This window comes from Neisseria brasiliensis (genome assembly GCF_009671065.1).
Classification (GTDB): domain Bacteria; phylum Pseudomonadota; class Gammaproteobacteria; order Burkholderiales; family Neisseriaceae; genus Neisseria; species Neisseria brasiliensis.
On record NZ_CP046027.1, the window covers coordinates 807,545 to 820,685 of the forward strand.

The following is a 13,141-nucleotide window of genomic DNA, read 5'->3' on the forward strand; positions in this document are numbered from 1 at the left end:
CCAACCGCTTTAAAGATAACTCCATGCTGCCACCACGCCATGCCATCGAAACTTTTATCAATGAAAAAGCCCTGCCGGCCAGTATTGAGCGTGCGCGGGATTATCGGGCGGAATTGGTGGAAATAGATGGCAATCGGGCGACATTTCAATGCAAAGGTTCGTATAAGCAGACCTACCGGCAGATGGTTGAATTTAATGAAAACAAACCGGTTAAGGTTTCATGTTCCTGCCCTTATCAAAACGGCGGCATCTGCAAACATACGGTGGCGGCTTTGCGCCAATTGGCGGCGATGAGTGACAATGGTCAGCCTGAAAAGAAAACCAAGCCGACTCGGTCTGCCAAGCCGAAAGAAACGCTGCTGCGTTATCCGCTCTTGGACGGGGGATTGGTTGATTTTCAAAGCATTTGGGCTGACTTTAGCCGTTTCACCAATTTTTCGTTTTATACCGCCGACTGCCGCATTATGGATTTTGAGCCGGGCAAATGGACGTTTGAAGCCAGTGATTGGCAAGGGACATTCCGTTCTACGTTAACAAGGCTGTCTGAACAAGAAGTCGGGCTTGCTTGCAACTGCACCCACAAAACCGCTAAACAATATTGCAGCCATATGGCGGCAATGGTCAGACTGGCAGCGGAAAATCTGGGGGCGGAGTGTCTGCTGCCTGATTACCGCGAACGCTTTATTGCCGATGTGCTCAGCGATTACGGCATGACGCCGCAAGACGATTACGCTGAGTTTTTTGATTTTTCCATCGATGATGAAGGCTTTGTGATCCAATCGAAAGTGCCCGACTTGATGCCGCTGCACTTTTCGTTGGTTTCTCGCACCATACCGTCTGAAATTTCCGCTAAAACTGCTTTGCCGCCCAAAGCGGGTTTGGTGTTGGCATTGAATTTTGACGAAGGTGTTTTTCAAGAATTTGTGCTCTATTACGCCAACCTTAAGAAAAACGGTGAAATCTCGGCCAATTTAAAAGAGATCAGTGATGTAAATGCCGGCAGCGTCTTGTTTAACGGCATGTTGCCTGACGAAGCCAAAGACATCTGGTATACCCTGCAAGCCATGAATGAGCAGTATCTCGAGTTTGCTGAAGAGCAAAACGTTGATGCGCTCGGGAAAACAGTGGCGGCCTTCAACCGATTTTTGCAAACCTTCCCCGATTTGCCGCTGTTTGCCGCCCAAGGCCCGTCCTATGCCCGCACCGGCAGCCTCAACCGCCTCTCCCCGATTACCGTTTCGACCGAACCTGCCGGCCTAAGCTACCGTTTTAAAGAGGACGGCGCGCTATACCGCCTTGAGGGCAGGATTATACTCGGCGGCAAATCTGTCCGCCCCAGTTTGTTGGGCAAAGCGGTCAATCCTTTTTTCATTTATCGCGCCGATACGCTCACACGCTATCCCGATGCCAAAACTGCCGCCGACATCATGCGCTGTGTGGTGCATCCGAGCTTGGCCGTACTCAAACGCCATGCCGAAACCTTCCGTCGAAACATCATCGCACCCTTGGCAAAACATTACCCCATCACCAGCCGCGATTTTGTCACCCCTCCGAAAACGAAGCGCAAACAAACGGCAAATACGCCAAACGGTGCTGATTGCTCTTTTCAAAAACAGGTTTACGTCCGCGATTCAGACGGCCTCATCCGCTTCTCACCGGCCGCACAATATGACGAAACATTGATCGAACTACCTAGCCATGCCTTGCGCCTGCACATTCAAGACGGCAAATTCCACCGCCTTGAGCGCGATGAAGCGCAAGAGCAGGCATTTTTGCGTTTTTTTGAAGCCTTACATCCGGATTTTGCCCAAGTTTCAGACGGCCTATATCTGCTCACGCCCGAACAACTGACACAAGACTTTTGGTTCATCGACTTTGCCGACAGCTTAAAAAACCAAGGCATCGAGCTTTTGGGTGCCAAGGATTTGAAATCGTGGCGTTACAACCTCAATAAACCGCAAATCAGCATCCGCACCGAATCGGGCACGGATTGGTTCGACCTCAACATAGCCATCCGTTACGGCGAAGAAACCGTCAACCTGAAAGACATACACAAAGCCTTTGTCAACCGGCAAAATTTCGTCACACTTTCAGACGGCACCATCGGCATGCTGCCCGAAAGCTGGCTGGAACAGTTTGCGCCGTATTTTCAGGCAGGTGAAGTGAAAAAAGACAGCATCCGCCTGTCGCCCTACCAATTCGGCATCATCGACCAGCTCTATGAAAGTTTGGACGACAAGCCGGAATTTTTGCACACCTTATACCAACGCCGACAACGGCTGCAAAACCTGTCAGCCCAGCCCGACGTACAACTTTCAGACGGCCTCAACGCCACCCTGCGCCCCTATCAGCAACACGGCTTGAACTGGCTGGCTTTTCTGCATGCCAACGGTTTAGGCGGCTGCTTGGCCGACGACATGGGTTTGGGCAAAACACTGCAAACCATCGCCTTTTTGCATTACCTCAAAACCACCCACACACCGGACAAACCCAGCCTGATTGTCGCCCCCACCAGCCTCACCTTCAACTGGCTGGCCGAAATCAAAAAATTCTGCCCGGGTTTGCGCGTATTGGATTACACCGGCGCAGGCCGTCTGAAAGATAGCGCTTCATTTGACGGCTGCGATGTCGTGCTCACCACTTACGGCACGCTGTTGCAGGACATCGAACTGCTGCAAGGCTACCGTTTCAGCTACCTGATTCTCGACGAAAGCCAAGCCATCAAAAACCCGCTGTCGCAACGCTACAAAGCCGCCCGCCTGATACAGGCCGACAACCGCCTGATTCTGAGCGGCACCCCCATCGAAAACAACACTTTCGATTTATACACGCAGCTCAATTTCCTCAATCCCGGCCTGCTCGGCAGCCAAAGCCATTTCAAAAGCCGCTTTGCCGATGCCATCGACAAAAAACAAGACCAACAAGCCGCTGCCCTGCTGGCCAAAATGGTGCATCCTTTCATCTTGCGCCGCACCAAAAATCAGGTGGCACACGAATTGCCGCCCAAAACCGAAAGCGTGATTTATTGCGAAATGGGCAAAGCGCAACGCAAAGCGTACGACCGTGTCAAAGAGCAATACCGCACTTATTTGCTGGACAAAATCGGTTCAGACGGCATCAACAAATCGCAAATGTATATTCTCGAAGGCCTGACCAAATTGCGCCAAATCTGCAACAGCCCCGCGCTTTTAGCAGATGCCGATTACGGCAGCGAATCGGTCAAGCTCGACACCTTGGTGGAACACATCAAAGACAAAACCGGACAACACAAAATCCTCGTGTTCTCCAGCTTCGTCAAAATGCTTGCCCTGATCGAAGGCCGTCTGAACGCAGAAAACATCGCCTACGAATACCTCGACGGCCAAACACGCAACCGTCAGCAAAAAGTCGACCGCTTCCAAAACAACGCCGACATCCGCGTATTCCTCATCAGCACCAAAGCGGGCGGCACCGGACTGAACCTCACCGAAGCCGATTACGTGTTCATCGTCGACCCGTGGTGGAACCCGGCGGTAGAAAACCAAGCCATCGACCGCTGCTACCGCATCGGCCAAACCAAACAAGTCATGGCCTACCGCCTCATCTGCCGCGATACCGTCGAAGAAAAAATCCTCGCCTTACAGCAGAAAAAACAAGGCATTGCCGACAGCCTAATCAGCGTGGACAACGAGAAAAAATCGTTTGATTTGGATGAAGTGAAAAACTTGTTTGAATAGGCAGGAAAAAACAAACAGGCCGTCTGAAGTTAATTCTTTCAGACGGCCTTTTCATCATCTATTCATCACGTTAAAACATAGGTTGAGACCTTTGCAAAATCTCTATCTTTGGCACATTTCTTCGTTGTGCGCTGCTCGAAAGCTTGCCTATCTCAATGATATGTCTGCGCTTTCTGCGCTGCTACAACTTTGAACTGTACTCAAATCTAGGGTTTTGCAAAGGTCTCAGGTTCACAAATCCAAAACCAACCGCTCCGAACGCGCGCGTGAGCAACACGGGGTGAAGATTTTGCCTTCGGCGTGTTCTTCTTCGGTGAGGAACTGGTCGCGGTGCAGCGCTTCGCCTTCGATTAAGTTGGTCAGGCAGGTGCCGCAGATGCCTTCTTCGCAGGAGACGGGCACGAAATAGCCTGCTTCTTCCAACACTTGAGTAATGCTTTTGTCGGCGGGTACGTCAATCACGGCGCCGTCGCTGGCGATTTGGATTTGAAACGGGCGGTTTGCCGATTCGTCCAAAGGGGCGGCTTGGAACAGTTCGCGGTGCAGGTTTTCAGACGGCCAGCCTTTTTCTGAGGCCGTCTGAAATACGGCATCCATAAAACCTAATGGGCCGCAGGTGTAAAGATGCAGGCCTTCTGCCGGCGCTTCGACCATGCGTTGCAATAGTTCGGGCGAGGTGCGCGGGCTTTGGCACACCAGCTCGACTTTATCGGCCACGTCGACTTGTTGCAGGCGCTCGGCGAAAATGGCGTCGGCTTCGTCGCGGCAGAAGTAATACAGCTTCACGTCTATGCCCTGCTGCAACAAGGCATCAAACATGGCCATCAGCGGGGTAATGCCGATGCCGCCGGCAAACAGCAAAGCGCGTTGTTGGTATTCGGCCAAGGGAAACAGGTTGCGCGGCTCGCTAATCTCAAGCGTATCGCCGACTTGAATCTGCTCATGGATATACTGCGAGCCGCCGCGTGAGGCTTCGTCGCGCAACACAGCGATGCGATATTGGTTGTCCGTCATCGGGTATTGGCAGAGCGAATACTGGCGGATGAGGCCGTTGCCGAGATTCAGGTCGATGTGTGCGCCAGCGGTGTAATCCGGCAAACTGCTGCCTGCTTCGGGCTGCAGGGTAATCAGCTTGACTTTGCTGCCGCAGCTGCGGACTTCGGTCACGTGCGCTTTCATGATTCGGCTCCGGTGGTTTGGGCCGCTTGTTCGGCTTGGATTTTTTTGTCGATAATTTTACGCGCTTGCACGCCGCCAGAATCGATGTTCAGCATCAACAGGCGACGTTCGGGCTGCTCACTCAGGTTTTGCTGCTGTTTTTCCAGCATTTCCAAGTCTTCACTGAAAATCTTGCCTTGGCCTTCACGGATTTGGCGCGTGGTTTCTTCGTCTTGCGCGTTGAAATGGCGCGCCATGCCCCAGAAATACCAATGCGAGGTATCGGTTTCCGGTGTGATGAAATCGACCACGATGCTGGATACTTTGTGTTCTTCCGGTGCGTGATAACCGCCGTGCCCTGCTTCGGCTACGCCCACTTCGATGTGCACGTTGCTCGGTAAGTGGAAATGGCAGCGCTGCCAGCGGTCAACCAATTGCGTTTCGTCCAAACCTTTGGAACGCATACACGATTGCCAGAAAGGCGGCGCGTAAATGTTTTCCATATTGCGCTCAAGCGTCACCACATCGCCTTTTACGGTGGTTTTCAGCGGGGTTTCGTCGATTTCTTTCTGACCGATGCTGCTGGCGTGTACATAGGTTTCGTGGGTCAAATCCATCAGGTTATCGATCATCAGGCGGTAATCGGCTTTGATGTGATACAGGCCGCCGCCATACGCCCATTCATCGCTTTCCGCCCATTCCAAATAAGGCAGCAATGATTCGTCGGCGCTTTCTTTGTCGCCCGCCCAAAACCAGATAAAGCCGTATTTTTCCACCACGGCATACGGGCGGATACACGGGAAACTTTGCACGCGCTGCATAGGCATGGCTTGCGGTTTGCCTTTGCAGTCGAGCTCTAAACCATGATAGCCGCAGACCAAATTGCCGTCGCGCACAAAACCCAACGACAATGGCGCGCCACGATGCGGACAAAAGTCTTCCACGGCAGCAATGCCGTCTTTGCCGCGGAACAACACGATTTTTTCATTGCAGATGGTGCGGCCCAGCGGCTTATCGCCGACTTCTTCGCTGCGTGCGGCAACATACCAGGCATTGCGGATAAAGGTAGGGGTGGTGGTCATGATGGCTCCTTTGTGTTTTGATTTTTATGTTTTTATTGGTTTATGACAGGCCGTCTGAAATGTTCAGACGGCCTGTTGTTTCTCTTTGGGAAAAATTTAATCGACAAGGGCAAGTGCTGTCAACAAAATTGTATCCAAAATTTTAAAATTTACCATTTGATTAAAAATCATAAATTTTAATTTTAATTAAATCATATGCTTAATTTTGTAATCAGAATTTCAAAAACAATACCCGGAAACAATCATTGATTTTTGTATCCAATTTCGCTATTGTTTTTTTCATCGGCTTTATCGGCGGCAAGCCTTTGAATCCGACACAAAAAAACAATATTTTCTTGAGGAGAGAAACCATGAATGCCGCAACACTCAAGCAGCAAATCGACCAAAAGCCCATGAATGCTTTTCAATGGTCGGTGGTTGCCATCTGTATCTGTCTTAATGTCATCGACGGCTTTGATGTCTTGGTGATGGCGTTTACCGCCTCGGCGGTGGCCAAAGAATGGGGGCTGTCGGGCTCGGAAATCGGCCTGTTGTTAAGCGCCGGCCTGTTCGGCATGGCGGCCGGTTCGCTTACACTCGCACCGCAAGCGGATAGATTCGGCCGCAAACCGGTAATTTTGTTGTCGCTGGTGGTTGTGTCGGTCGGCATGATTTTAAGCAGCTTCAGCACTTCCGCTTTGGAACTGGGCGTTTTGCGCTTTATCACCGGCTTAGGTATCAGCGGCATTTTGGCCAGCAGCAATGTGTTGACCAGTGAATTTTCATCCGCCAAATGGCGCAGCCTGACCATCAGCCTGCAATCGGCGGGCTACGGCATCGGCGCAACCGGTGGCGGTTTGGTGTCGATGTATCTGATTAAAGCCTACGGTTGGCAATCGGTTTTCCTGTTCGGCGGTCTGCTTTCCACCGCTTTCATTTTCGTGGCGTTACTGCGTCTGCCCGAATCATTGGAATTTCTACTGTCGCAACAGCCCAAAGCCGCTTTAGTCAAAGCGCAAAAGCTCACCGCCAAACTCAGTTTGCCGCGCCTTGATGTGCTGCCGCCCAAACCACAATTAAACCAACAAACCCCTTCCGGCTTCTGCAGCCTGTTTGGCGAGGGCAAAACCATGCCGACGCTGATGATTTGGGCGGCGTTTTTCTTGGTGATGTTCGCGTTTTACTGCATTTTGAGTTGGACACCGAAGCTCTTGACCGGCGCCGGTATGACTGCAGAACAAGGCATCAGCGTCGGCATTTGGATGAATATCGGCTCGATGTTCGGCGCGGTGTTAATCGGCTTCTTGGGCACACGTTTCAATATTAAAACTGTACATGCCGTGTTCCTGCTGCTCACCGCGCTGCTGACGCTTACCTTTGCCCAAAGCTTGTCGCAGCTCTCTTTGGCCATGGCTTTGGCGTTTTTTCTCGGCAGCTTTGCCAACGGCTCGGTGGCCGGTTTGTACGCTGTGGCACCGACACTTTACGAATCCGCCAACCGCGCCCGCGGCGTCGGTACCGCCATTACGCTCGGCCGCGTCGGCAGCATTGTATCGCCGATGATTATCGGTTTCCTGCTCGATGCCGGTTGGCAGCCGGTGGGCTTGTTCTACCTGAATGCGGTGGTGTTTGCCTTGGCGATTTTGGCAGTATTAAAACTGAGAAAACTCAAGCCGGTTTGATATAATCGCGTATCGTTCAGGCCGTCTGAAACAGCAGACGAAACCGTTTTATCACCGTTTCGTTTCGGCCTTTCAGACGGCCTATTTAATGGATACTCATCATGAAGAAAAAAATCTATTTATTGTGCGGTTTATTGTGTGATGCCACGGTTTGGCAACACCAAGCCGCCGCCCTTGCGCCCTATTTTGATGTGGAAACGTTCAGCTTTCAGGGTTTTGACAGTTTGACGGCGATGGCAGAACACGTTTTGGCGCAAGGTTCGGATTCTTTTATTCTGGCCGGGCATTCCATGGGTGCACGCGTGGCCTTGGAAATCTGTCGCTTGGCACCGCAGCGCGTGGAGAAGCTGATTTTGCTCGACACCGGTATTCACCCGCTTAAAGCGGGCGAAACTGAAAAGCGCGCTGCCTTGGTTCGAGCTGCCGAAGAAAGCGGTATGCTGCACTTAATCGAGCATTGGCTGCTGCCGATGCTGGCCGAACATCACCGCACGCAGCCGGAAATGGTGCAGCCACTGGCAGAGATGGTGTTGCGCTTTACGCCTGAAGATCTTGCCAAGCAGATCCACGCGCTGGTTCACCGCCCTGATGCGGCTGCGGTGTTGCGCGGGATTCGCTGCCCGTTGCTCTTGGGCGTTGGCGAATTGGATGCGTGGAGTCCGGTCGCGCAACACACCGCCATGCAGGAAATCGCACCGCATGCCGAATTGGTCGTGTTCCCACAAGCCGGTCATATGGCGCCTTTTGAAACGCCGCAAACCGTCAGCGAAAGTTTGCTGCAATGGCTGCTACCGGATAGTCAGGCCGTCTGAAATAAGGAAATACTATGGAACACAACCATCAGGTTTTGGTGCGCTTGCGTGAAATGATTGCCGATGGCGAACTCAAACCGGGCGAGCGCATCACCGAGATTCCAACCGCGGAAAAGCTTGGCGTGTCGCGCTTGCCGGTGCGCATGGCTTTGCAGATTTTGGAGCAGGAAGGCTTGGTCGAACGCCTGCCCAAACGCGGCTATACCGCCCGCAAAATCACTTCGGCGGATTTTCTCAACGCGCTGGAAGTGCGTGGCGCATTGGAAGGTTTGGCGGCGCGTCAGGCGGCGGAATTGGGTATGCCGTCTGAAAGCATTGCCCTGCTCGAGCAAGGTTTGGCCGAATTGGATATGGTGTTCGAGCGCGACGTATTCGGCATTGAAGAAGTGGAAATTTATCAAAAATTCAATGTCTTGTTTCACGATGCGGTGATTGATGCTTCGCAAAATCCGGTGATTCGCATGGCCTTGGCGAAAATCGAAAGCCTGCCGTTTTCATCGATTCAATCGCTGGTCATCGACCGACGCGAAATGCCACGCGAGAAAAAACGCCTGCTCTATGCCCACTTGCAGCACCATGCCATTTTGCGCGCACTTTGCAGCCGCCAAAGCACACGGGCAGAAGCCTTGATGCGCGAACACGCGCAATCGCCGGTGTTGTTTACCGATTTGCTCAACCGTTTTGAAAACCGCCCCGAATCGCTGCATATTGTGCAGGAAAGCGATTAACAATAAGGCCGTCTGAAAATGATTCTTTCAGACGGCCTTATGTATTCCAATCAAACTTTAAGCCAACGGTGCCAACAGTTTCTCAAAAGCTTCTTCAAACTGTTTCAAGCCGTCTTCCTGCAAACGGGTAGCCAAGGCTTCCAAATCGACGCCGAGTTTTTCCGCTTCGGCCAGTTGTGCCAAGGCTTCGTCGGTGTTGTCGGTCAGCGTGGCTTTAGCCGTGCCGTGATCAACAAAGGCTTTCAGCGTGGCATCCGGCACAGTATTCACTGTGTGCGCGCCAATCAGGCTGTCAACGTATAAGGTATCCGGATGGTCTGGATTTTTCACGCCGGTTGATGCCCACAATAATTGCACGCGGTTGGCACCTTTGGCGGCCAATTCGGTAAATTCGGCGCTGCTGAAGAATTGTTCCCAATCTTGGTAAGCGGCTTTGGCCAAGGCGATGGCGATCTTGCCTTTTAAATGTTCCGGCAAGGTTGCGTCCAAAGCGGCATCCACGCGCGAAATAAAGAAGCTGGCCACCACTTGAATGTGGTCAACCGGCAAACCGGCTGCCACGCGTTTGGCGATGCCGCGCTGGTAAGCAGCGTAAGCTTTCAGGGTTTGCGCACGCGAAAACAGCAAGGTCAGGTTAATAGACAGGCCGTCTGAAACCAATTGCTCCAACGCTTCGACACCGGCATCGGTGGTCGGCACTTTAATCATCACGTTTTTGCGGCCGATGGCATCGTGTAAGCGTTTGGCTTCGGCCACGGTGCCGGCAGCGTCTTTTGCCAATTCCGGCGCCACTTCCAAGCTGACGAAACCGGTTTTGCCGCCGGTAGATTCGTGTTCGGCCAGCAACACATCACAAGCCGCCTGCACATCGGCAATCGCTAAGGTTTCATAACGCTCTTTCGGGCTCAAATCCTGCGCTTTCAAAGCGGCCACTTCATCGGCATACAATTCGTCACCGGCAAAGGCTTTTTGGAAAATCGCCGGATTGGAAGTCACGCCGCACACGCCTTGCTTGGCCATTTCGGCCAATTCGCCGCTTTGCACCAGCGAGCGGGATAAGTTGTCCAACCAGATTTGTTGGCCTAATGCTTTAACGTCCGATAAAATAGTCATCTCTGAATCCTTTTTGTTGAGCGGGTTTATATTTATAGCAAAACCGATGGATTTTCACTATACCTTGATTTCCAGCCTTTGAACAGTATCACCCTTTGACGGACACAATGATGACAACGACCGAATCTTACTTACCTTGGGCGCGCGATGTGTTGCATATCGAAGCGGAAGCCTTGCACGAAATCGCCGATGAATTGGACGAACATTTTGTTCAGGCTGCTGAAGCCTTGCTGCATTGCCAAGGCCGCGTGGTAATTATGGGCATGGGCAAATCGGGGCACATCGCCCGCAAAATGGCCGCTACCATGGCATCCACCGGCACCCCCGCTTTTTTCGTGCATCCGGCCGAAGCAGCACACGGCGATTTGGGCATGATTGTCGATGGCGACGTGGTGATGGCGGTGTCAAATTCTGGTGAAAGCGATGAAATTGCGGCAATTATTCCGGCCTTGAAACGTAAAAACGTGACCTTAATCTGCATTACCGCCCGCCCGACTTCAACCATGGCGCGTCATGCCGACATCCATATCATGGCTTCGGTCTCCAAAGAAGCCTGCCCGCTCGGTTTGGCACCGACTTCCAGCACCACCGCCGTGATGGCACTGGGCGATGCCTTGGCGATCGTGTTGCTGAAAGCGCGCGCGTTCACACCTGATGATTTTGCGCTCAGCCACCCTGCCGGCAGCTTGGGCAAACGTCTGCTGCTGCGCGTGGCCGACATCATGCACGGCGGCGACGAACTGCCTGCGGTGGTGAGCGGCACCTTGCTAAAAGACGCGATTGTGCGCATGAGCGAAAAAGGCTTGGGCATGTTGGCCGTGACCGATGATGAAGGCCGTCTGAAAGGCGTGTTCACCGATGGCGATTTGCGCCGCCTGTTCCAACAGCGCGATGATTTCAAAGGATTAACCGTCAACGACATCATGCACGCCAAACCGAAAACCATTGCCGCCGACAAGCTCGCCACCGAAGCCTTGAAACATATGCAGGCCAATCATGTGAACGGTCTTTTAGTGACCGATTCAGACGGCCTGTTAATCGGCGCGCTCAATATGCACGATTTGCTGATGGCGCGTATTGTGTAAGGCTGCAAAACTTTACCAACCGTTTATTCTACCCAAAACGTTTCAGACGGCCTTTATGCTAGAATAGGCCGTCTGAACAAGGAATCCGCCATGCAGAGCTTATCCCCCGAATTGCAACAGCGCGCCGCCGCGATTAAATTGTTGATTTTAGACGTGGACGGCGTATTAACCGACGGCCATATCTACATCCGCGACACCGGCGAGGAAATCAAATCTTTCCACACGCTCGACGGCCACGGCATCAAAATGCTGGCAGCCAGCGGCGTTCAGACGGCCATTATTACCGGCCGCGATGCGCCATCGGTCGGCATTCGCGTGCAGCAATTGGGCATTGCCTATTATTTCAAAGGCATCCACGATAAGCGTGCGGCCTATGCCCAATTGCGCGAGCAAGCGGGCATGGCGGAACACGAATGCGCGTTTGTCGGCGATGATGTGGTCGATTTGCCGGTGATGGTGCGCTGTGGTTTGCCGGTGGCTGTGCCTGAAGCGCACTGGTTCACGCGCGAACACGCGGCCTACATCACCCAACGCCCTGCCGGTAAAGGCGCAGTGCGCGAAGTGTGCGATTTGATTATGCAGGCACAAGGCACCTTGCAGCCTGCTTTGGACGAGTATATTAAATGAAAATAAGATGGCAATACGGCTTGGCCTTTCCTTTGATTCTGGCCGTCGCACTCGGCGGCCTGTCGGCTTGGCTCGGCCGCATCAGCGAGATTCAAACGGAAGAAGTGCAACTCAATCCCGATGAGCCGCAATATTGGATGGGCGGCATGGAAGGCAAGCGTTTTGACGAGCAAGGTAATTTGCAAGAACATTTCACCGCTACTGAAGCGTTCCAATTGCCCAACAGTAAAGACGTGCACTTCCGATCACCTAAATTAGATGTACACCAGCAAGGCAAGCTAGCGTATCAAGTGGAAGGCAAAGAAGGCCTGTATAACACCGATACGCGCGTCGCCGTGTTCCAAAAAGAAGTATTGCTGACCAAGCCGGCCGATGGCACCCACCCTGCCGGCACGGTCAAAACCGAATTTATTCATGTCGACACCCAAGCCCAGTTTGCCCAAACCGAGCATCCGGTTGAATTTGCCTACGGTCAATCCCACGGCTCCTCAGTCGGCATGACTTATGACCACACCAAGGGTTTACTCAATTTCCCATCAAAAGTGAAAGCCACGATTTATGATGCCAAAAATCTTTAAAGCCGCCGCATTGTCTGCTCTGATGATCAGTGCGCCTGCTTTCGCGTTGCAAAGCGACAGCCGCCAACCGATTCAAATCGAAGCCGACCAAGGCTCGCTCGACCAAGCCAACCAAACCACCACTTTCAGCGGCAACGTCATCATCAAACAAGGCACGCTGAACATCAATGCCGCCAACGTGACCGTGTCGCGCAACGACAAAGGCGACCAGCTGATGAAAGCCAACGGCTCGCCCGTACGCTTCAGCCAGCAGCTTGACGGCAATAAAGGTACAGTCAACGGCCAAGGCAACCAAGTCGAATACGCTTCGGCCACCGGCTTAGTGAAACTCACCGGCAATGCCAAAGTGCAGCGCGGCGGCGATGTCGCCCAAGGCGCGGTGATTACCTACAACATGCGCACCGAAGTCTATACCATTCACGGCGGCTCGAAACAAGCCGGCGTAAAATCACCAGCCAAATCCGGTCGCGTGAGCGTGGTGATTCAACCGACTTCAACCAAATAATAAGCTGAGGCCGTCTGAATGATTGGTTGAACCAAGCTTTCAGACGGCTTATCCTACCTTGATTCCGTTTAAAGAA

General features: G+C 52.6%; 11 protein-coding genes. 8 read left to right on the forward strand and 3 right to left on the reverse strand.

From position 1 onward, the window contains the following. The first annotated feature begins 23 nt into the window (after window positions 1-23). Window positions 24-3,716, forward strand: a complete 3,693-nt coding sequence (locus tag GJV52_RS04070) for a DEAD/DEAH box helicase (protein ID WP_100563334.1) — start codon at window positions 24-26, stop codon at window positions 3,714-3,716. Between the two features lie 231 nt (window positions 3,717-3,947). Here the strand turns inward: GJV52_RS04070 and GJV52_RS04075 are convergent, their stop codons facing one another. After that, window positions 3,948-4,895: a PDR/VanB family oxidoreductase gene (locus GJV52_RS04075; protein ID WP_095502401.1), complete on the reverse strand. Its 948-nt coding sequence runs from the start codon at window positions 4,893-4,895 to the stop codon at window positions 3,948-3,950. After that, window positions 4,892-5,956 carry an aromatic ring-hydroxylating dioxygenase subunit alpha gene (locus tag GJV52_RS04080; RefSeq protein ID WP_100563335.1) on the reverse strand — a complete coding sequence of 355 codons (1,065 nt, stop codon included), beginning with the start codon at window positions 5,954-5,956 and terminating at the stop codon, window positions 4,892-4,894. The genes GJV52_RS04075 and GJV52_RS04080 overlap by 4 nt, the downstream gene beginning before the upstream one ends. 350 nt (window positions 5,957-6,306) lie before the next feature. On the opposite strand from GJV52_RS04080, the gene GJV52_RS04085 reads away from it, so the two are divergent. The 3 genes from GJV52_RS04085 (at window position 6,307) to GJV52_RS04095 (ending at window position 9,157) form a co-directional block, all read left to right on the forward strand. Further along, window positions 6,307-7,617: an MFS transporter gene (locus GJV52_RS04085; protein ID WP_324253500.1), complete on the forward strand. Its 1,311-nt coding sequence runs from the start codon at window positions 6,307-6,309 to the stop codon at window positions 7,615-7,617. A 101-nt stretch (window positions 7,618-7,718) separates the two neighbouring features. Beyond that, the gene (locus tag GJV52_RS04090) at window positions 7,719-8,429 is read left to right on the forward strand and encodes an alpha/beta fold hydrolase (protein WP_100563337.1); all 711 of its coding nucleotides are present in this window, start codon (window positions 7,719-7,721) and stop codon (window positions 8,427-8,429) included. A gap of 14 nt (window positions 8,430-8,443) precedes the next feature. Beyond that, window positions 8,444-9,157, forward strand: a complete 714-nt coding sequence (locus tag GJV52_RS04095; RefSeq protein ID WP_095502397.1) for a GntR family transcriptional regulator — start codon at window positions 8,444-8,446, stop codon at window positions 9,155-9,157. A gap of 57 nt (window positions 9,158-9,214) precedes the next feature. Here the strand turns inward: GJV52_RS04095 and tal are convergent, their stop codons facing one another. Further along, entirely contained in the window at window positions 9,215-10,270 is a 1,056-nt protein-coding gene (gene tal, locus GJV52_RS04100; RefSeq protein WP_100563339.1) for a transaldolase, read from the reverse strand. A gap of 110 nt (window positions 10,271-10,380) precedes the next feature. Between tal and GJV52_RS04105 the strand changes: the two genes are divergently transcribed. The 4 genes from GJV52_RS04105 (at window position 10,381) to lptA (ending at window position 13,065) form a co-directional block, all read left to right on the forward strand. Then, a complete protein-coding gene (locus tag GJV52_RS04105; RefSeq protein WP_100563341.1) occupies window positions 10,381-11,355 on the forward strand; it encodes a KpsF/GutQ family sugar-phosphate isomerase in 975 nt (324 codons plus the stop codon). Between the two features lie 90 nt (window positions 11,356-11,445). Continuing rightward, window positions 11,446-11,982, forward strand: coding sequence for a KdsC family phosphatase (locus tag GJV52_RS04110; RefSeq protein ID WP_095502394.1), 537 nt, complete (start codon window positions 11,446-11,448; stop codon window positions 11,980-11,982). Next, a complete protein-coding gene (gene lptC, locus GJV52_RS04115) occupies window positions 11,979-12,560 on the forward strand; it encodes an LPS export ABC transporter periplasmic protein LptC (protein ID WP_095502393.1) in 582 nt (193 codons plus the stop codon). Before GJV52_RS04110 ends, lptC begins: the two co-directional genes overlap by 4 nt. Then, a complete protein-coding gene (gene lptA, locus GJV52_RS04120; RefSeq protein WP_095502392.1) occupies window positions 12,541-13,065 on the forward strand; it encodes a lipopolysaccharide transport periplasmic protein LptA in 525 nt (174 codons plus the stop codon). The genes lptC and lptA overlap by 20 nt, the downstream gene beginning before the upstream one ends. Window positions 13,066-13,141: the final 76 nt, after the last annotated feature.

Coding starts and splice junctions, on each gene's coding strand:
- GJV52_RS04070 (WP_100563334.1), top strand. CDS start 24: ATGCTGCCACCACGCCATGCCATCGAAACTTTTATCAATGAAAAAGCC.
- GJV52_RS04075 (WP_095502401.1), bottom strand. CDS start 4,895: ATGAAAGCGCACGTGACCGAAGTCCGCAGCTGCGGCAGCAAAGTCAAG.
- GJV52_RS04080 (WP_100563335.1), bottom strand. CDS start 5,956: ATGACCACCACCCCTACCTTTATCCGCAATGCCTGGTATGTTGCCGCA.
- GJV52_RS04085 (WP_324253500.1), top strand. CDS start 6,307: ATGAATGCCGCAACACTCAAGCAGCAAATCGACCAAAAGCCCATGAAT.
- GJV52_RS04090 (WP_100563337.1), top strand. CDS start 7,719: ATGAAGAAAAAAATCTATTTATTGTGCGGTTTATTGTGTGATGCCACG.
- GJV52_RS04095 (WP_095502397.1), top strand. CDS start 8,444: ATGGAACACAACCATCAGGTTTTGGTGCGCTTGCGTGAAATGATTGCC.
- tal (WP_100563339.1), bottom strand. CDS start 10,270: ATGACTATTTTATCGGACGTTAAAGCATTAGGCCAACAAATCTGGTTG.
- GJV52_RS04105 (WP_100563341.1), top strand. CDS start 10,381: ATGACAACGACCGAATCTTACTTACCTTGGGCGCGCGATGTGTTGCAT.
- GJV52_RS04110 (WP_095502394.1), top strand. CDS start 11,446: ATGCAGAGCTTATCCCCCGAATTGCAACAGCGCGCCGCCGCGATTAAA.
- lptC (WP_095502393.1), top strand. CDS start 11,979: ATGAAAATAAGATGGCAATACGGCTTGGCCTTTCCTTTGATTCTGGCC.
- lptA (WP_095502392.1), top strand. CDS start 12,541: ATGATGCCAAAAATCTTTAAAGCCGCCGCATTGTCTGCTCTGATGATC.